At 67.0% G+C, this 19230-nt stretch carries 19 protein-coding genes; 5 read left to right on the top strand and 14 right to left on the bottom strand.

Features of this window, described 5'->3' with window-relative positions:
• Positions 1-154: 154 nt before the first annotated feature.
• From ACWMMN_RS08230 to ACWMMN_RS08175, 12 genes are all read right to left on the bottom strand, one after another.
• Positions 155-1909, bottom strand: a complete 1755-nt coding sequence (locus ACWMMN_RS08230; RefSeq protein WP_486423201.1) for a methyl-accepting chemotaxis protein — start codon at positions 1907-1909, stop codon at positions 155-157.
• 289 nt (positions 1910-2198) lie between these two features.
• Positions 2199-3128 carry a ribokinase gene (gene rbsK / locus ACWMMN_RS08225; RefSeq protein ID WP_486423200.1) on the bottom strand — a complete coding sequence of 310 codons (930 nt, stop codon included), beginning with the start codon at positions 3126-3128 and terminating at the stop codon, positions 2199-2201.
• The gene (locus tag ACWMMN_RS08220; protein ID WP_059234373.1) at positions 3125-4156 is read right to left on the bottom strand and encodes a LacI family DNA-binding transcriptional regulator; all 1032 of its coding nucleotides are present in this window, start codon (positions 4154-4156) and stop codon (positions 3125-3127) included. The genes rbsK and ACWMMN_RS08220 overlap by 4 nt, the downstream gene beginning before the upstream one ends.
• A 35-nt stretch (positions 4157-4191) precedes the next feature.
• Positions 4192-5211 (bottom strand): ABC transporter permease, encoded by a 1020-nt coding sequence (locus tag ACWMMN_RS08215; protein WP_059234375.1) that lies wholly within the window; start codon positions 5209-5211, stop codon positions 4192-4194.
• Entirely contained in the window at positions 5208-6821 is a 1614-nt protein-coding gene (locus ACWMMN_RS08210; RefSeq protein WP_486423199.1) for a sugar ABC transporter ATP-binding protein, read from the bottom strand. The genes ACWMMN_RS08215 and ACWMMN_RS08210 overlap by 4 nt, the downstream gene beginning before the upstream one ends.
• A 145-nt stretch (positions 6822-6966) precedes the next feature.
• Complete coding sequence (locus ACWMMN_RS08205) at positions 6967-7917, bottom strand: sugar ABC transporter substrate-binding protein (RefSeq protein WP_059234379.1); 951 nt, start codon at positions 7915-7917, stop codon at positions 6967-6969.
• A gap of 324 nt (positions 7918-8241) precedes the next feature.
• The gene (locus tag ACWMMN_RS08200; protein ID WP_059234381.1) at positions 8242-8628 is read right to left on the bottom strand and encodes a DUF805 domain-containing protein; all 387 of its coding nucleotides are present in this window, start codon (positions 8626-8628) and stop codon (positions 8242-8244) included.
• 332 nt (positions 8629-8960) lie between these two features.
• Positions 8961-9887: a CysB family HTH-type transcriptional regulator gene (locus ACWMMN_RS08195; protein WP_059234383.1), complete on the bottom strand. Its 927-nt coding sequence runs from the start codon at positions 9885-9887 to the stop codon at positions 8961-8963.
• Between the two features lie 75 nt (positions 9888-9962).
• Positions 9963-11021 carry a sulfate/molybdate ABC transporter ATP-binding protein gene (locus ACWMMN_RS08190; protein WP_059234385.1) on the bottom strand — a complete coding sequence of 353 codons (1059 nt, stop codon included), beginning with the start codon at positions 11019-11021 and terminating at the stop codon, positions 9963-9965.
• A gap of 13 nt (positions 11022-11034) precedes the next feature.
• The gene (cysW, locus tag ACWMMN_RS08185) at positions 11035-11979 is read right to left on the bottom strand and encodes a sulfate ABC transporter permease subunit CysW (RefSeq protein WP_256086026.1); all 945 of its coding nucleotides are present in this window, start codon (positions 11977-11979) and stop codon (positions 11035-11037) included.
• Positions 11976-12869, bottom strand: a complete 894-nt coding sequence (gene cysT / locus ACWMMN_RS08180; RefSeq protein ID WP_059234389.1) for a sulfate ABC transporter permease subunit CysT — start codon at positions 12867-12869, stop codon at positions 11976-11978. The genes cysW and cysT overlap by 4 nt, the downstream gene beginning before the upstream one ends.
• Positions 12870-12991: 122 nt before the next feature.
• Positions 12992-14029, bottom strand: coding sequence for a sulfate ABC transporter substrate-binding protein (locus tag ACWMMN_RS08175; RefSeq protein ID WP_342704316.1), 1038 nt, complete (start codon positions 14027-14029; stop codon positions 12992-12994).
• A gap of 264 nt (positions 14030-14293) precedes the next feature.
• Here ACWMMN_RS08175 and lexA point away from each other — a divergent pair, with 264 nt between their 5' ends.
• The 3 genes from lexA to ACWMMN_RS08160 are packed head-to-tail and all read left to right on the top strand — an operon-like array spanning position 14294 to position 16040.
• Positions 14294-14941 (top strand): transcriptional repressor LexA, encoded by a 648-nt coding sequence (lexA, locus tag ACWMMN_RS08170; RefSeq protein WP_006759459.1) that lies wholly within the window; start codon positions 14294-14296, stop codon positions 14939-14941.
• A gap of 26 nt (positions 14942-14967) precedes the next feature.
• The gene (locus ACWMMN_RS08165; RefSeq protein WP_006476078.1) at positions 14968-15303 is read left to right on the top strand and encodes a hypothetical protein; all 336 of its coding nucleotides are present in this window, start codon (positions 14968-14970) and stop codon (positions 15301-15303) included.
• Between the two features lie 29 nt (positions 15304-15332).
• Positions 15333-16040, top strand: coding sequence for a DUF2939 domain-containing protein (locus tag ACWMMN_RS08160; protein WP_486423198.1), 708 nt, complete (start codon positions 15333-15335; stop codon positions 16038-16040).
• 87 nt (positions 16041-16127) lie between these two features.
• Here ACWMMN_RS08160 and ACWMMN_RS08155 read toward each other — a convergent pair whose 3' ends face one another.
• Positions 16128-16625, bottom strand: a complete 498-nt coding sequence (locus ACWMMN_RS08155) for a universal stress protein (protein ID WP_059234395.1) — start codon at positions 16623-16625, stop codon at positions 16128-16130.
• A gap of 331 nt (positions 16626-16956) precedes the next feature.
• On the opposite strand from ACWMMN_RS08155, the gene nodI reads away from it, so the two are divergent.
• Both nodI and ACWMMN_RS08145 read left to right on the top strand, forming a co-directional pair.
• Positions 16957-17871 (top strand): nodulation factor ABC transporter ATP-binding protein NodI, encoded by a 915-nt coding sequence (gene nodI, locus ACWMMN_RS08150; protein WP_059234397.1) that lies wholly within the window; start codon positions 16957-16959, stop codon positions 17869-17871.
• A 6-nt stretch (positions 17872-17877) separates the two neighbouring features.
• Complete coding sequence (locus tag ACWMMN_RS08145; protein ID WP_059234399.1) at positions 17878-18711, top strand: ABC transporter permease; 834 nt, start codon at positions 17878-17880, stop codon at positions 18709-18711.
• Positions 18712-18747: 36 nt separating this feature from the next.
• Here ACWMMN_RS08145 and ACWMMN_RS08140 read toward each other — a convergent pair whose 3' ends face one another.
• Positions 18748-19170, bottom strand: a complete 423-nt coding sequence (locus tag ACWMMN_RS08140) for a hypothetical protein (protein WP_059234401.1) — start codon at positions 19168-19170, stop codon at positions 18748-18750.
• Positions 19171-19230 lie beyond the last annotated feature (60 nt).

The following is a 19230-nucleotide window of genomic DNA, read 5'->3' as shown; positions in this document are numbered from 1 at the left end:
CGCCCGTCCGTCGATGCGCGACGCGCGACGCACGTGACGATGTGCAATCGGATCGTTCGCACCGTCACATTTCGTCTGTCGCAGAAACGACAACGCCCGCAGGTCGCGGGCGTCGTTCGTCACCAAATGGGGATAGATACGCGGCGCGCGCGAATCAGAAAGTCTCCCAGTCGTCGCCGCCGGCGGTAGCGGCAGCCGGCGCCGCAGCGGCCGCGGCGGGCTTGCGTGCCGGCATCGCTGCGGCTGCGCGCTTCGGCGGCGCATCGCGCTCGTCGCGCGCAGCGGCCGGTACGGGCGCGGCAACCGCCGCGGAAGGCGCGCGCGACGCGTGACGCGCCGCCACCGGAGCGACAGCGCGTGCTGCCTCGTCATCGAGCTGGAATACCGCCGCCGTTTCACGCAGGCGCCCGGCCTGTTCGTCGAGCGACTGCGCGGCCGCCGCCGCTTCCTCGACGAGCGCCGCATTCTGCTGGGTGACTTCATCCATCTGCGCGACCGCGCGTGCCACCTGGTCGATCCCGCCGCTCTGTTCCTCGGACGCCGCCGCGATCTCGCCCATGATGTCGGTCACGCGCTGCACAGCACCGATCACGTCGCTCATCGTGCGCCCCGCTTCGTCGACCAGCGTCGAGCCCGTCCGGATACGCTCCACCGACGCGTCGATCAGCGCCTTGATTTCCTTCGCCGCGCTCGACGAACGCTGCGCAAGGCTGCGCACCTCGCCGGCCACGACCGCGAAGCCGCGCCCCTCCTCGCCCGCACGCGCGGCTTCGACGGCTGCATTCAGCGCAAGAATGTTGGTCTGGAACGCGATTCCCTCGATGATCGCAATGATGTCCGCGATCTTCGCCGAGCTGTCGTTGATCTCGCCCATCGTGCCGACCACCTGGCCGACCACCGTATTGCCCTTGTTTGCAATCTCCGACGCATTCGCGGCCAGCGAACTTGCCTGGCGTGCATTGTCCGCGTTCTGTTTCACGGTGCCGGTCAGCTGCTCCATGCTCGACGCGGTTTCCTGCAGCGCCGCGGCCTGTTCCTCGGTGCGCGACGACAAATCGATGTTGCCGGCCGCGATCTGGCGGGCCGCGGTCGCGATCGACTCGCTGCCGCCGCGCACGGTGCGCACCGTGTCGACCAGCCCGCGCTGCATCTTCGCGAGGCCTTCGAGGAGCTGGCCCATCTCGTCGCGCCGGTCCACGACGATCGGACGGCGCAGGTCGCCGGCGGCGATCGCGTCGAAGTGCGACAGCGCGTCGGCAATCGGGCGGCCGATCGCGCGGCTCAGCGTCAGCCACGACAGCAGCGCGGCGCCGATACCGGCCAGCAGCGCGACGATCGACAGCACGCGCAGCGTGTCGAATACCGATTCCGCCTGGTCGAAGCTCGCCTGCGCATCGGTGAACTGGAAATTGCGCAACGCTTCGCTGGACACCGCGAGGTCGTTGTAGAGCGCCTGAAGCTGCTTGGCGCCGTCGCCGATGCGATCGCGCTGGTCCGCCGCGAGGAGGCTCGAGAATGCGTCACAGGCGCGTTGCAGCGCCTGACGCTTCGCGGCGACGTCCTGCGCGAGCCGGTCTTCTTCCGGGCCGCGGGGCAACGCGAGGTACTTCTGCCACCATGCGTCGGACTGCGTGCGCATCCCGCGGCTGCGCTCCACGGCGGCCGCCGAGTCAGGCGTACCGGACAGCAGCGCCGCACGGTCGAGCGCGAGGCGTTCGCGCGCAGCGAACATTTCCGCGACTGCCACGTCGACCGCGCTCGGCATCTGGTTCGTGAAAATCTCGCGCGTCGAGTCGTTCGAACGCGTCATCCCATACACCCCGAGCACGCCGGTTACGCCCAGCAGCACCGCCAGAAACGCCATCGTCAAACCGATGCGCGCACGAATCGTCAGGTTCCTGAACACCATCATCCATCCTGTGTTGCGTCGTCATGAACGGGCCCGGCCCGTTGGCTCGAAGCATTGCTTCACCTGACTCATTTACGACCGTGCAACGCACAACTTGATGGATTTCAGCGCATTTTTTCGAATTATTCGTCTGTATATTACAAATACCTGAACAATCGATGCGAATTCGGGCCAGTTCGAGAGACGGGAGAATAGTCCGGCAATGCGCCGGCACATTGCCGAAAGGTCGGCCGGCCGTCTTCGGCGGAGGGCCGGCCGCGAGATGCGGCCGGAAGCCGGTGATCCGGGCCTAGCCGGCCAGTTCGGCGAGCGTCGGAATCGACGGCTGTGCGCCCGCGCGCGTGACCGATAGCGCGGCCGCACGTTGCGCGAAGCGGATGGCCGTATCGACGTCCGCGCCGGCGGCAATCCGCGCGGAAAAGCCGCCGATGAAGGTATCGCCGGCCGCCGTCGTATCGACGGCCTGCACGGCCGGCGCCGGATAGTGCCGCGCGGTGCCGTCGGCTGTCAGCGCGAGCACGCCGCGCGCGCCGAGCGTGACGAGCACGTTGCGCGCGCCGCCGGCCTGGAGCACGCGTGCAGCGGCTTCGGCCTCGGCCGGGTCGCGCACCGGCAGCGCGGTCAGCGCGGCCGCCTCGACCTCGTTCGGGATCAGGTAATCGACGAGCGGCAGCCAGCCGTCCGGCAGCGGTGCGACGGCCGGGGCCGGATTGAGCACCACGGTGCGGCCGAGCCGGCGCCCGGCCGACAATGCGGCGAACACCGCATCCGGCGGCGTCTCGAGCTGGCAGATCAGCACGTCGGCCGACGCCAGCGCGGCCTCGTGGCCCGCGACCGTGCCGGTCGTGACTTCGCCGTTGCCGCCCGCGACGATCACGATCGCGTTCTGGCTCACATCGTCGACGACGATCAGCGCGACGCCGGTCGACGCCGATGCGCTCGTCGCGAGCCCCGTGCAGTCGATCCCTTCGGCCTCGAGGCCCGCGCGCAGCGCTGCACCGTGCGCATCCGCGCCAACGCAGCCGATCATCGCGACCTGCGCACCGAGCCGCGCGGCGGCGACGGCCTGGTTGCCGCCCTTTCCGCCCGCCGCCTGCGCGAACGCGTGCCCGGCGAGCGTTTCGCCCGGCAGCGGCAGCCGCGGCGCCCGCACCACGAGATCCATGTTGAGACTGCCGACCACTGTCACGCGGCCGGCGCCCGCTGCGCCCGCCGTCATGCGCGACCGCCCGATGCGGCGGGCTCGCGGTAGATCGCCGTCGATTCGCGCAACACGAGGCGCGGCGAGACGACGCGACGGCGGCTCGGCACGGCCGTCGAGCCGCCGCCGATCCGTTCGATCAGCGTCTGCGCGGCCATTTCGCCGAGCGCGCGTACCGATTGCCCGACCGTCGACAGCGCCGGATACGTGTAGCGGGAAAACTCGATGTCGTCGAAACCGATGATCGAGCAGTCGTCCGGCACGCGCAGCCCGCGCTCGGCCGCTGCGCGCAGCGCGCCGACGCCCATCAGGTCGTTGCCCGCGAAGATCGCGCTCGGCCGCACCGATTCGAACAGCCGCGACGCCGCGTGATAGCCGCCGAGGCACGAGAAGTCGCTTTCCGCGATCGCGCCCGGCACGATGTCGACCCCGCGCTCGGCCATCGCGCGGATGAAGCCGTGCACGCGCATCGCGCTGACGGCCGTGTCGGTCGGCCCCGTGATGCAGCCGATCTTCGCGTGCCCGAGTTCGAGCAGGTGACGCGTCGCCAGGTAAGCGCCGCGCTCGTGGTCGATCTGCACGAGGTCGGCCGCGAGCCCCTCGATGTTGCGGTCGACGACGACGAGCGGCGCGTGGATATCCGCGAGCGTCTGCGCGAGCACCGCGTCCTCGCCGGCCGACGCGACGATCAGCCCGTCGATGCGCTTTTCCTGCAGCACGCGCAGGTAATTGCGCTGCTTCACGGGATCGTCGTCCGAGTTGCAGAAGAACACGCAATAGCCGTTGGCCGCGCACTGATCCTCGATGCCGCGCGCAAGCTCGGCGAAGTACGGATTCGTGCTGTTCGGCACGACGAGGCCGATGGTCGCCGTCGCACGCGCCTTCAGCGAGCGCGCGACGGCCGACGGCACGTAATTCAGCTCGCGGATTGCGCCTTCGACCTTCGCACGCACATCCGCTGACACCGGCCGCGAATTGTTCACCACGTGCGAGACGGTCGTAAACGACACGCCCGCCATGGCCGCCACATCCTTGATCGTCGCCATTTCCCGTTTCTCTCTGGTCTGTTCTGTCTGTCTTTCTACCGCGCGCGCGAGCGCCGGCTACGATACGTATCGAGCACGACCGCCACCACGATCACCGCGCCGGTGATGATCCGTTTCGTCGGCTCGTTCGCACCGATTTGCGCCAGCCCCGCGGCCAGCACGGAGATGATCAACACGCCGAAGAACGTGCTGATCACCGAGCCGCGCCCGCCCATCAGGCTCGTGCCGCCAATCACGACGGCGGCGATGACCTGCAGTTCGAGGCCCGAGCCCGCGTTCGGGTCGGCCGCCTCGAGCCGTGAAATCTGGAACAGCGACGCAAGCCCCGCGAGCGCGCCCATCAATGCGAATACGAGAATTTTATACGGCCGCGGGTTAACCCCTGCAAGTCGGACGGCTTCCTCGTTCGTGCCGATCCCGACCAGATAGCGCCCGAACACGGTGCGCGTCAGCACGAACTGGGCCGCGATCATCACCGCGACCGCGATCAGGAACGCCGGCGAGATGCCGAGCGCGATCGGGTTCGACAGGAAATCGAACGCGTCGCCGATGTAGGCCGTGCGCGAATTCGTCAGCTGGTACGCGAGGCCGCGCGCGGCCTCCAGCACGCCGAGCGACACGATGAACGACGGAATCCGCCAGCCGACCGTGACCGCGCCGGTCAGCGCGCCGGTCGCGGTTGCGACCGCGATCCCGATCAGCGCGGCGGGCAGCGGCCCCCACTGCCATTTCAGCGCGGCGACGCTGACCATCGACGCGGCGAGCGCGAGCACCGAGCCGACCGACAGGTCGATCCCGGCGATGATCAGCACGAAGGTCATCCCGACCGACATCACGACGAGATCGGGAATCTGGTTTGCGATCGTGCTGAACGTGTCGTAAGTCAGGAAATGCGAGCTCAGCACGGAAAACAGCGCGATCATCGCGGCGAGTGCGCCGGCGAGCCCGAGATAGTTCGACAGGCCGAGCCGCGTGCCGGACAGCGTGCGCGCGCGGCGCCCCGTCACGTCCTGCTGGGCGCCGGCGCCGGTCGGGGATACGGGAGGCTGGGTCATTGCTGTCGTCCTGTCGTCGAATTGCCCGGAGCGGCGCCTGGCGCCTGCCCCGCGGCCGGATGCGGCGCGCCGTCCGCCGGCGTCTCGCGGCCGAAGCCGGCGAACGCCGCGGCCAGCAGCCCATCCTGGGTCCAGTTGCCGCGCTCGAACACGGCGGTCATGCGGCCGGCCGACATCACGCCGATCCGGTCGCAGATCAGCATCAGCTCGCGCAGGTCGCTCGACACGACCACGAGTGCGCGGCCTTCACGTGCGAGCGCGCCCATCAAAGTGTAGATCTCGAATTTGGCGCCGACGTCGATCCCGCGCGTCGGTTCGTCGAACAGCAGCACGCCCATGTCGCGCGCGAGCCAGCGGCCGATCACGACCTTCTGCTGGTTGCCGCCCGACAGTTCGCCGACCGCCTGCGCCGCGCCGTGCGTGCGGATCCGCAGCGCGTCGATCTGCTGCTCGGCGAGCGCCGTTTCGCGTGCGGAATCGACGACGCCACCACGCGCCAGCCGATCGAGCTGGCCGAGCGACACGTTCGCGGTGATCGACTGCGACAGCAGCAGCCCTTCACCCTTGCGATCCTCGGTGATCAGCGCGATGCCCAGCTTCACGGCATCGACGGGCGACGCGATCTGCGCCGGCTTCAGCGGCTGGCCGACCGCGATCATCCCGGCATCCGGCGTATCGGCGCCGTAGATCAGGCGCAGCAGTTCGGTTCGCCCCGCCCCGATCAGCCCCGAGATGCCGAAGATCTCGCCCGCACGCACCTCGAGCGACACGTCGCGCACGGCCGTCCCGCGCGTGAGGCCCGACACGACGAGCCGCGGCGCGCCGAAATGGCGCTCGCCGAGATCGATGTGCTCGCCGATCTCGCGCCCGACCATCAGCGTGACGAGCCCGTCGGACGTCGTCGCCGCCATCTCGCCCGCGTGCACGAGCCGGCCGTCGCGCAGCACTGCGACGCGCTCGGCGACCCGCGCGAGTTCCTCGAGCCGGTGCGAGATGTAGACGATCGCGACACCGCGTTTCTTCAGATGATCGATCTGCTCGAACAGCAGCTCGACTTCGCGCGCAGTCAGCATCGCGGTCGGTTCGTCGAGAATCAGCACGCGGCAGTCGCCGATCAGGTTGCGCGCGATCTCGACCATCTGCTGGTGGCCGATGCCGAGCGCGCCGACCGGCGTATCGGGATCGACCGCGTCGAGCCCGACCTGCGCCATCGCGGCGCGCGCGTCCTCGCGCAACCGCGCGCGGTCGATGATCCCGAAACGCCGCGGCAGGCGATTCAGGAACAGGTTTTCGGCAACCGTCAACGTCGGCAGCAGGTTCAGTTCCTGCATCACCATGCGCACGCCGAACGCCTCGGCCTGCGTGCGGCTCGTCGGCGCATACGCCTGGCCGCCGAGCTGCATCGTGCCGGTCGTCGGATCGACGAGCCCGCCGATGATCTTCGACAGCGTGCTCTTGCCGGCGCCGTTCTCGCCCGTCAGCGCGAGCGCCTGGCCCGCCTCGAGCGTCAGCGTGACGTCGGCGAGCACGGGTTCGGCATAGGTCTTGCCGATGCCGGATACGGACAGCACGGGGTGGGCTGAACGGGAGGGTTGGAAGGTCGGTTCCATCGCGATCCTGGTTGCGGCCGCGCGCACGCGGCGCGCGGGTGTGACGCTCACAAGTGCATGTGCATGCAGTGGCCGTGATCGCGCTCACTCCGGATAACGGCCGCCACGACGGATTCTTGAGGGTGGCGACCGGATCGGCGCGGCGTTACTTCGTCACGAGATCCACCGGCGTCTCGACCACGCCGGACATGTCGGCCTGCTTGCGATGCTCGGCGATCGCCTTGAGCGCCGTGTCGATGCCGAACACGGCCTGCTTCGCCGCGTACTGGTCGGCAGTCGCGATCACGCGGCCATCCTTCAGCATCGGCTTGATCGCGTTGATGTTGTCATAGCCGACCACGAGCACCTTGCCCTGCTTGCCAGCCGCACGTACGGCCGACACGGCGCCGATCGCCATGTTGTCGTTGCCGCACAGCAGCGCCTTCAGGTTCGGGTATTCGTTGAGCATCGCGGCAGCGACCGCATTGCCCTTGTCGATTTCCCATTCGCCCGACTGCACCGACACGACCTTCATCCCGCCCGCCTTCATCGCGTCCTGGAAGCCCGCCGTGCGCTGCTGCGCATTGGTCGTCGTCGACACGCCTTCGACGATGCCGACCTGGTCGCCCGCCTTCAGCCGCTTCGCGAGGTAGTCGCCGATCTTGCGCGCGCCCTTGCGGTTGTCGGGGCCGACGAACGGCACGTTCAGGTTCTTCGACTTCAGCACGTCGGGATCGAGCCGGTTGTCGATGTTCACGACGATGATGCCCGCGTCGACGGCCTTCTTCACGACCGGCACGAGCGCCTTCGAATCGGCCGGCGCGAGCACGATCGCGTCGACCTTCGACACGATCATCTGCTCGACGATGCGGATCTGGTTCGCGGTATCGGTCTCGTCCTTGATGCCGTTGGTGATCAGGTCGAACTGATTCGCGTTGTGCTTCTGGTATTCCTTCGCGCCCGTTTCCATGGTCAGGAAGAACTCGTTGGCGAGCGACTTCATCACGAGCGCGACCTTCGGCTTGGCCGCAGATTGCGCGTGGACGACCGGTGCAGCAGCGACCGCGACGGCGGCAAGCGCGGCGGTCAGGAAGCGACGGCGAAAGCGGACATTCATACACATCTCCTGGCGACTGGCCCGTAGGCCGGACTGTTGTTTGACTGTTGTTTTAATGTGAGCAAACGTTTGCGCCACACTACCCGGGCAATGGCCATCGATGCTGCTGTCGGTACCACGGAATGGAAGCAAGGCAGACGGCCGACTGCCTGGCGCGTGCTGTCGTTGACGCGCCGCCGCCGGCGTGACGCCGGCAGAGTGAGGGCTATGCTGTACCGATTCGCTTCGGCGCGCAACCTGTCTGATCAATATTTAAGGGTTTATTCGGAGCGCGCGATCGTGCTGCACGACGCGCAAATACGACACTCGCATGGGCGCCGCGCATCAGGCCGGATTCTGCGGCGCGGGTTCGTCTTCATCGACCGTCGGCGGCTCGCCGAAGCGGTTCGCATGCGACGTACCGGCGATGAACCCGTTCATCACGAACAACGCGATCGCACCGACGACCGGCACGCAGATCAGCAGCATCCACCATCCCGACTTGTCGATGTCGTGCAGCCGCTTCACGGTGACCGCAATCCACGACCACATCGCGACGACGGCGATCGCAACCGCGACGAGCAGCACCAGCAGCGGCAGGTCGTCGTTCGACGAACCGCGCGAACCCGCATCGAAGAACGCGCCGATCAACCCCGAAACCAGCGAGTAGATCCACCACGGCAGGCGCCCGGTCCGGCCTTTGAAGGAAAAGAGAAACCATTTCAGATTCATTGTTCGCCTCTTCGTCGTGCGGCGCGAATGGCCGCCATCGGACAATGCGCGCATTGAATCATATCTTCCGAGAAATGGCCCGGCGGGGATGGCCGACACCGGATCGAAACGTCAGCATGTGCCGTCTTGTTTTTCTGTTGGCACGAGAACGTGTGTCGATCGCCCCACGCGGGGAAGAACCGGGCCAGGAGCGGCGGCCGCACCCCATGGCTCGCTGAATCAGGCAACCGTGACGGCGGCCATTGCGCGGCCGCCGCCCGGCGCATGGCTTCGTGCGCGCGCATCGCGCCATCCGGGGTAACGGCCCGGACGGCGCCCGATGCGCACTGCCGTCAAACGGCTTCGCGCAACAGCCCCGCGATTTCCGCTTCGTTCAGGTGCGGCGCGAACATCTCGATCAGCCGGTACGCATACGCACGCAGGAATGCGCCCTTGCGCAGCCCGACGCGCGTCGTGCTCGCCTCGAACAGGTGCTGTGTATCGAGCGCGACGAGCCCGGTGTCGCGCTGCGGATCGTAGGCCATCGCCGCAACGACGCCGATCCCCATTCCGAGCTCGACGTAGGTCTTGATCACGTCCGCGTCGATCGCGGTCAGCACGACGTCCGGCACGGCGCCCGCCTGCGTGAACGCCTGGTCGATGTGCGAGCGCCCCGTGAAGTCCTGGTCGTACGTGATGATCGGATACTCGGCGATTTCCTCGAGCGTCAGGCTCTCGCGGCCGACGAGCGGATGGCCCTTCGGCACGACGACCGTGTGATGCCACGAATAGCACGGGAACGTAACGATGTCCGGATAGCGGTCGAGCGCCTCGGTCGAGATGCCGAGATCGGCCTCGCCATTCAGGATCATCTGCGCGATCTGCTGCGGGCTGCCCTGGCGCAGCGCCAGATGCACCTTCGGGAACACGTCGGTGAACTGCCGGATCACCTTCGGCAGCGCATAGCGCGCCTGCGTGTGCGTCGTCGCGACGACGAGGTGGCCACTGTCCTGGTCGGCGAACTGGCGCGCGACGCGGCGCAGGTTCTCCGCGTCGAGCAGCATCCGCTCGATCAACTGGTGCACGGCCTTGCCGGGCTCCGTGAGCCCCGTCAGCCGCTTGCCGCGCCGGATGAAGATGTCGACGCCCAGTTCATCCTCGAGATCCTTGATCTGCTTCGACACGCCCGACTGCGACGTGTACAGCACGTTCGCGACTTCCGTCAGGTTCATGTTCTGGCGCACCGCTTCGCGCACGAACCGCAATTGCTGAAAATTCATGGGTATGCCTCTTAGGCTGTCGTTGTTTGATTGTCGATCTGGAGCCTGTTCCGCCCCCTGCCCTGCATTTTCTCGTCAATGCGCGGGAAACACACGCACCGCGCGCGGCACGGCCGTCGCACCGTCACCGACCTGCAGCGACAGCGCACGCCATGCGTCGCGATCGAGCTCCGCCTCGAGCGCACCGCCCGCGCGCGCCTCGAGCTCCACGCGCACCGACCCGCCGAGCGGGATCACGCGGCGCACGTCCACCGCGATGCCGTCGCGATGCCCTTCGCCCGCCGGCCACAGCTGCAGATCGTGCGGCCGCACATAGGCATTCGCGGGGCCCGCGAAATCGGCGTCGACCGCGATCGGCGCAGCCGCGCCCTCGGCAACGAAGCCACGCCCGGCCACCGTGCCCGGCAGCCGGTTGGCCGCGCCGAGAAACTCGTACACGAACGCGCTCTGCGGATGATCGTAGACGTCCTGCGGGCTGCCGACCTGCTCGACGTGGCCGCGGTTCAGCACGACGATGCGATCCGCGACTTCCAGCGCCTCCTCCTGGTCGTGCGTGACGAAGATCGTCGAGATGTGCAGGTCGTCGTGCAGCCGGCGCAACCAGCCGCGCAGCTCCTTGCGCACCTTTGCGTCGAGCGCGCCGAACGGCTCGTCGAGCAGCAGCACCTTCGGCTCGACCGCGAGCGCGCGGGCCAGCGCGATGCGCTGGCGCTGGCCGCCCGACAGCTCGGACGGATAGCGCTGCGCGAGCCAGTCGAGCTGCACGAGCTTCAGCAATTCGTGCACCTTGTCGCGAATCACGGCTTCCGACGGCCGCTCGCGGCGCGGCTTCACGCGCAGCCCGAACGCGACGTTCTCGAATACGGTCATGTGACGGAACAGCGCGTAGTGCTGGAACACGAAGCCGACCTGGCGGTCGCGCGCGCCGACCGACGCGACGTCGAGCCCTTGCAACACGACCTGGCCGGCGTCCGCGTGCTCGAGGCCCGCGATCACGCGCAGCAGCGTGGTCTTGCCGCAGCCGGACGGCCCGAGCAGCGCGACCAGCTCTCCCGGCGGAAAATCGAGCGACACGTTGTCGAGCGCGGTGAAATCGCCGAAGCGCTTCTGAAGGTTACGGACGGTGATACCCATTCTGGTTGCCTCTTTACGATTTCGACGAAACGGCGGCGACGGGGCCGGCATGTGCGGGAACGGCGTCACGCGCGCCGGCCAGTTCGGCGGCGAGGTGACGCTCGGCGATCAGCTTCAGCGCGAGCGTGACGAGCGCGAGCAGCGCCAGCACCGACGCCACCGCGAATGCGGCCGCGAAGTTGTATTCGTTGTACAGGATCTCGACGTGCAGCGGCATCGTGTCGGTCTGGCCGCGGATATGGCCCGACACGACCGACACCGCGCCGAATTCACCCATCGCGCGCGCATTGCACAGGATCACGCCGTACAGCAGGCCCCACTTCACGTTCGGCAGCGTCACGCGGCGGAAGATCTGCCAGCCCGACGCGCCGAGCACGCGCGCGGCTTCTTCCTCGTCGGTGCCTTGCGCCTGCATCAGCGGAATCAGTTCGCGCGCGACGAACGGGAACGTGACGAAGATCGTCGCGAGCACGATGCCCGGCACCGCAAAGATGATCTGCACGTCGTGATCCTGCAGCCACGGCCCGAGCCAGCCCTGCGCGCCGAACAGCAGCACGTACACGAGGCCCGAGATCACCGGCGACACCGAGAACGGCAGGTCGATCAGCGTCGTCAGCAGCGCCTTGCCGCGGAATTCGAACTTCGCGATCGCCCACGACGCGCACACGCCGAACACGAGATTCAGCGGCACCGCGATCACGGCGACGGTCAGCGTCAGCTTGATCGCCGACCACGCATCGGGATCGGCCAGCGATTCGAGATAGAAGCCGACGCCCTTGCGCAGCGCCTCGACGAACACCGCGGCGAGCGGCACGACGAGGAAGAACGCGAGGAACGCCAGCGCGATGCCGGTGAGCAGCCAGCGCACGACGCGCGACTCGCTGACGGGGTCGAGCCGTTTCGCGGCCCGCGCGGCCGGCGACGGGGTTTTCAGCACGACGGTGGCCTCCTGGCTCATTGCTGGCCTCCTGCCGCGACGGCGGTGACGGTGGCGGGCGCGGGGCCGCTGGCGCCCTTGCTCGTGCGGCGCTGCAGATACCACTGCAGCGTATTGATCAGCAGCAGCATCAGGAACGACACGACCAGCATCACGACCGCCAGCGCGGTCGCGCCCGCGTAGTCGTACTGCTCGAGCTTCGTGATGATCAGCAGCGACGTGATCTCGGATTTCATCGGCACGTTGCCGGCAATGAAGATCACCGAGCCATATTCGCCGAGCGCACGCGCGAACGCGAGCGCGAAACCGGTGAGGAGCGCCGGCAGCACGGCCGGCAGCACGACGCGGCGGAACGTCAGCCAGCGCGACGCGCCGAGGCACGCGGCCGCTTCTTCCTGCTCGCGCTCGAAATCCTCGAGCACCGGCTGCACGGTACGCACGACGAACGGCAGCCCGATGAAGGTCAGCGCGACCAGCACGCCGGCCGGCGTGAACGCGATCTTGATGCCGAGCGGCGCGAGATACTGGCCGACCCAGCCATTGGTCGCGTAGACGGCCGCGAGCGAAATGCCGGCGACCGACGTCGGCAGCGCGAACGGCAGGTCGACGATCGCATCGACGAGGCGCTTGAACGGGAACGTGTAGCGCACGAGCACCCACGCGACGAGGAAGCCGAACACGGCGTTGATCAGCGCGCCGCCAAGTGCGGACGTGAACGTCAGCCGGTACGACGCGAGCACGCGCGGCGACGTGACGGCGGTGACGAACTGGTCCCACGACAGCGTCGCGGTCTTCAGGAACGTGGCGGCGAGCGGGATCAGCACCACGAGGCTCAAATAGGCCACCGTGATGCCGAGCGTCACGCCGAAACCGGGCAGCGCGCTCGGCTTGCGAAAGGTGTACGTCGTCATCGGATGCTCTTGCTGGGTCGATGCTGCTCATGGGTCCGACGCAAACGCCGGCGCAGTGAATCGCGCCGGCGGCCAATCGGGGATGCGGCGCGCTGTCGTGGCGCGCCGCTGTCGTTATGGCGTTACTGCGGCTTGTAGATCGAGTCGAACACGCCGCCGTCCGCGAAATGCGTCTTCTGCGCACTCGTCCAGCCGCCGAACGTGTCGTCGACCGTGTACAGCTTCAGCTTCGGGAACTGCTTCGTCAGTTCCGCCGGCACGTTCTTCGAACGCGGCCGGTAGTAGTTGCGCGCCGCGATTTCCTGGCCCTGCGGGCTGTACAGGAAGTTCAGGTACGCGTCGGCCAGCTTGCGCGTGCCCTTCTTGTCGACCACCTTGTCGACCACCGCGACGGGCGGCTCGGCCAGGATGCTCACCGACGGCACGACGATCTCGAACTTGTCGGTACCGAATTCCTTCACCGACAGGAATGCCTCGTTCTCCCATGCGATCAGCACGTCGCCGATCCCGCGCTGCACGAAGCTCGTCGTCGCGCCTCGCGCGCCCGAATCGAGCACGCCTGCGTTCTTGTAGAGCTTCGTGACGAATTCCTTGGCCGTCTGCTCGTTGCCGCCCGGCTTGTGCACCGCGTACGCCCATGCGGCCAGGTAGTTCCAGCGCGCGCCGCCCGACGTCTTCGGGTTCGGCGTGACGATCGAGATGCCCGGCTTGGTCAGGTCGTCCCAGTCCTTGATCCCTTTCGGGTTGCCCTTGCGCACCAGGAACACGATCGTCGACGTGTACGGCGACGCGTTGTCGGGCAGGCGCTTCTGCCAGTCCTTGTTGACGAGCCCCTTGTTCGCGAGCGCGTCGATGTCATACGCGAGCGCCAGCGTGACGACGTCTGCCTGCAGGCCGTCGAGCACCGAACGCGCCTGCGCGCCCGACCCGCCGTGCGACTGCTTGAAGTTCACGGTCTCGCCCGTCTTCGCCTTCCACTCCTTGCCAAACGCCTGGTTGAAGTCCTGATACAGCTCGCGCGTCGGGTCGTACGACACGTTCAGGAACGTCGTATCGGCCTGGGCATGCGTCGCGACGCCCAGCGCCGCCGCCGCGCCCAGCGCGAGTGTTGCGATCAGGCGGCCCACTCCGCCCACCAGCCCCGTATTGCGCTTCGCCATCCTTGGTTCTCCAGTGTTGTCGGTGTTGCGATGTCGGGCCAGTCTAACGAACGGGTTACATGATTAAAAATAATCGTTCTTCATTTTTTAATACTCAAAAGTGCTAACGCAGACGGGATGGACGGTTGCGGCAGATAAACCGCCGTCCGGACGTCGCGAAATCACGCCGGAACCGGCGTGATCGCGTCGAACCTCACGTAACACTTGAAATTCGCGAAGTACTGTATAAAAATACAGCTCACTGTCTATCCATACAGTTGAGCCATGACCAAACTCACCGCCCGTCAGCAGCAAGTGTTCGACTTGATCCGTCGCGCGATCGAGCGCTCCGGATTCCCGCCCACCCGCGCCGAGATCGCGGCCGAACTGGGTTTCAGCTCGCCAAATGCGGCCGAGGAGCACCTGCGCGCGCTGGCGCGCAAAGGCGTGATCGAGCTGGCGGCCGGCGCGTCGCGCGGCATCCGCCTGCTCGGCATCGAAGATGCCCCGCACCAGTTCACGTTGCCGCACGCCGGCCTGATGCAGTTGTCGCTGCCGCTCGTCGGCCGCGTCGCAGCCGGTAGCCCGATCCTCGCGCAGGAGCACATCTCGCAGCACTACGCATGCGATCCCGCGTTGTTCACGAGCAAGCCCGACTACCTGCTGAAGGTGCGCGGCCTGTCGATGCGCGACGCCGGCATCCTCGATGGCGATCTCCTCGCCGTGCAGAAGCGCACGGAAGCGAAGGATGGCCAGATCATCGTCGCGCGTCTCGGCGACGACGTCACGGTCAAGCGCCTGATGCGCCGGCCGGGCGGTCTCGAGCTGATCGCGGAGAACCCGGATTACGAAAACATCTTCGTCAAGGCCGGCAGCGCCGAATTCGCGCTGGAAGGCATCGCCGTCGGGCTGATCCGCTCGGGCGAACTCTGACATTCCGTCTCGCTGAGGAGAACATCATGGAACGCCTTGCCCGTCTGCTGCCTTTCCGTCAATTCGGCCGCCTGCGTCATCTGCGCGGCCGCACGCCCTGCGCACCGCTGTCCGCGGCCGCGCCCGTGCAAGAAGAAGTCGCAGTCGAACGGCAGGCGTCCCTGCTGCCGTCAGCGCTCCCCGCGTTCGCCCGGGTATCGCTGAACGCCGGCCTGAATCACGCGGAACCCGCGCGTCGCGCACCGGTGCGCGTCTATCACGGCCGGTCGCGCCTGATCATGGTCGGCACGATCGATGCCGTGTGCCGGATGATCGATCGCTGCATCGCGGAGGAACGATCGGCTACGCCGGGCGGTCTCTGATTGCGGAACATCCCCGCACCGGAGGCAACGTGACTGGATCGCCGAGCCGCGCATGGCGACTCAAGCCCCTGCTGATCGTCGCGCTGATCGTCGTCGTCATTGCGGCGATCGGCTATGCGTACGCGTCGCCGTACGTCGCGCTCGGTCGCCTGAAATCGGCGATCGATGCGCGAGATGCGCAGGCGATTAGCGAGTATGTCGATTTTCCGTCGCTACGCATCAGCCTCAAACAGCAGGTCACGGAAGAGTTGATGCGCCGGATCGACGCTGTGAAGAAGAACAACCCGTTTGCGGTGATCGGCGCGCTGATCGGGTCCGCGTTGATCGGCCCGCTGGTCGATGCGTACGCGACCCCGGAGGGCGTGGCCGCGCTGATGAGCGGATTGCCGCCGCGCGGCAATCCGGGCGAGCGCCCGCCTGATTTGTCGAATCTGCCGCAAGGCAATACGCCGGGCGGCGCACCAGCCGCCACGCCGGCCAATCCGGCGCCGGCAAGTGCCGCCGCTGCGAGCAGTAACGCATCCGCTGCGACCGCGTCGTCAGCGGCGCCCGCGCCTGCCACGCCGGCGAGCCCGAGCGAGGCGACGCATCCGCAGCAAACCAGCGCGGGCTACCGGAATATCGAAGAATTCGTCGTGACGTATCAGCGCAGCGCCGACGGCACGCGCTATGCGGCGGTATTCCACCGCTTCGGGCTGTTTTCGTGGAAATTGTCCGCGATCGACCTGCACGCATAACAGGCCGCGCTCGACGCCCGCACCGCTGAAGCGGTGCGGCGCCTGACCGGCACGCATTGCCGACCAGGCAACCATCGCGTCTTTAGATCATTTGCCGTTCGCCGTGGCCGCTTCACGCTCGCGCGCGATTTCGGCTTTCTGCTCTTCCGCCGACGAGCACGCCACCAGAATGCTGCAGTTCACGCGGTCGAGCAGTTGCGTATTGCCCGAGCCCATCCACCATCGCGACAGTCCGCTGCGGCACCGGTGGCCGACAACGACGAGGTCGACCTTCAGTTCCGACGCAAGATTCGCGATTTCGTCGATCGGATAACCGAACGCGAAATGGCCTTCGGCCTGCACGCCACGCTCGCGCAGCCAGTTCACCCCTTCCTCGAGGATTTCGCGCGCGGTTTCCTCGAAGCGGCCGCATGCGACGTCGGTCAGCAAACCTGCACTTTGCGCAATGCTCGAACGCATGTCGACGACCGACAGCAAGTGCGTTTCGGCCTTCAGGTCCATTGCGAGATTAGCGCCGCAGCGCAGTGCCTTGCGCCCTTCGAGCGTGCCGTCGTAACACAGCAAAATCTTGTTGTAGCTAGCCATGAAACCTCCCTATCGCGACAACGAGCCTACGCATTCATCATGGTGCGCCGCAATTCAGGACGCAAGGGATGGAAAACGCTGATTCGCCCCGCGCAGCGCGTGCGCGATGATGCAGTGCACGATCGGTGCGCGCATACATCGCACCGTGCAGGCATGCCCTGAAGAGACGCAGCCGATGCACTAGAATGGCTCGTCCGTACTCCAGCGGGTCATATCGCGCCGGCGGCGTTCGCTTCGGTCATGCCCATGTGACACGCATTCGTCCGATCCGTTCGCCAACCGGCCAGCCGGCGGGCAGCGGAACGCGCCCGCTCACAACGACAACATGCCCATGTCCGTCGCACCGATCGATTTCCGCAACGTCGAAAAGCGCTATGGCGACAAGCTCGTCGTCAACGGTCTGTCCTTCAACGTCCAGGCCGGCGAATGCTACGGCCTGCTCGGACCGAACGGCGCCGGCAAGACCACCACCCTGAAAATGCTGCTCGGCCTCACGCACCCCGATGCCGGCACCATCTCCCTATGCGGCGAACCGGTTCCATCGCGCGCGCGGCATGCACGCCAGCGCGTCGGCGTCGTCCCGCAGTTCGACAATCTCGATCCCGACTTCACCGTGCGCGAGAACCTGCTCGTGTTCAGCCGCTACTTCGGGATGTCGGCGCAGGCCGCACGCGCACTCGTGCAGCCGCTGCTCGAATTCGCGAAGCTCGAAAACAAGGCCGATGCGAAGGTCGGCGAGTTGTCGGGCGGCATGAAACGCCGCCTCACGCTCGCCCGCGCGCTCGTCAACGATCCCGACGTGCTGGTGCTGGACGAGCCGACGACGGGCCTCGATCCGCAGGCGCGGCATCTGATGTGGGAGCGGCTGCGTTCGCTGCTCGCGCGCGGCAAGACGATCCTGATCACCACGCACTTCATGGAAGAAGCCGAACGCCTGTGCGATCGCCTGTGCGTGATCGAGGAAGGCCGCAAGATCGCCGAAGGTGCGCCGCACGCGCTGATCGAATCGGAGATCGGCTGCGACGTGATCGAGATCTACGGGCCCGATCCGGCCACGCTGCGCGACGAGTTGTCGGCATTCGCGAAGCACACCGAGATCAGCGGCGAGACGCTGTTCTGCTATGTGACGGACCCCGAACCGCTCAGCGCGCGACTCAAGGGTCGTACTGGGTTGCGCTATCTGCATCGCCCGGCCAATCTGGAGGATGTGTTCCTGCGGCTCACGGGCCGCGAAATGCAGGACTGATCGATCATGGACGTGCGCAACTATTCCGCCGCCACACCGTCCGCGCCGCCGCGCGCGTCACGCTTCGCGATCGCGATGCCCGCGAACGCAATCAACTGGATCGCCGTCTGGCGGCGCAACTATCTCGTCTGGCGCAAGCTCGCGCTTGCGTCGATGTTCGGCAATCTTGCCGATCCGATGATCTATCTGTTCGGGCTGGGCTTCGGGCTCGGGCTGATGCTCGGCCATGTCGACGGCGTGTCGTATATCGCGTTCCTCGCGGCCGGCACGGTCGGGTCGAGCGTGATGATGTCCGCGAGCTTCGAGTCGATGTATTCGGGTTTCTCGCGGATGCACGTGCAGCGCACATGGGAAGCGATCATGCATACGCCGCTCGCGCTCGGCGACATCGTGCTCGGCGAGATCGTCTGGGGTGCCAGCAAGGCGATGCTGTCGGGGGTCGCGATCATGCTGGTCGCGGGTGCGCTCGGCTATGCGCAGTTTCCGTCGATGCTCGTGGCGCTGCCCGTGATCGCGCTCGCGGGCCTCGCGTTCGCCAGCATCGCGATGATCGTCACGGCGCTTGCGCCGTCCTACGATTTCTTCATGTTTTATCAGACGCTCGTGCTGACGCCGATGCTGCTGTTGTCGGGCGTGTTCTTCCCGATCACGCAGCTGCCGCCGGTCGCGCAGCACGCGGCGCAAGCGCTGCCGCTCGCGAACGCGGTCGAGCTGATCCGGCCCGCGATGCTCGGCCGGCCGGCGACCGACATCGCGCTGCACGTCGCGGTGCTCGCCGGCTACGCGGTCGGCGGATTCCTGCTGTCCGCGTGGCTGTTCCGGCGGCGGATGATGCGCTGACGGCCGGCGCACCGGGCGCCGGCTCCTGCGACGACGTTACTCGTCGTCGTCGCTCCACGGGATCTCGACGTCGGTCAGGAACGCGACGGTCGCGAGCGGGCCGCCTTCCTGGCGACCGAGCTTGCCGTCCGCGCGATGCCATTCGACGCGGAACTGCGTACCCGGATCGTCGGCCACCAGATAGACCGAGCGCAGCTCTTCCTTTTCGGCCTCGTCCACCGGGCCGTCGAACGACACCAGCATCTTCTGCGGCCACAGGCCGTTGACGGGATCGTAAATGCGGTCGCCCTGCGGGATTTCGATGCTGGCATCGACACCGATCGTTGCGGAGGCCTCGATGATCATCGTGCCGAGTGCGTTCAGCACGGCAGTCGCCCGCGCGGAATTGGCCTGGCGGATCGCGAGATCGCCGCGCGTCAGCGCCTTTTCGAGTCGAGGATGAATCTTCGGTTGGGTCATGCGTTTTCCTGTTTGCTACTTGTAAAGGGCGCCGCACGCGTAAAGCGGCGGCGCCGGATG

It is taken from the genome of Burkholderia cepacia complex sp. TUM26381 (assembly GCF_057439935.1).
Note: the sequence above shows the minus strand (reverse complement) of the source record. Positions and strands in the feature narration are given on the sequence as shown.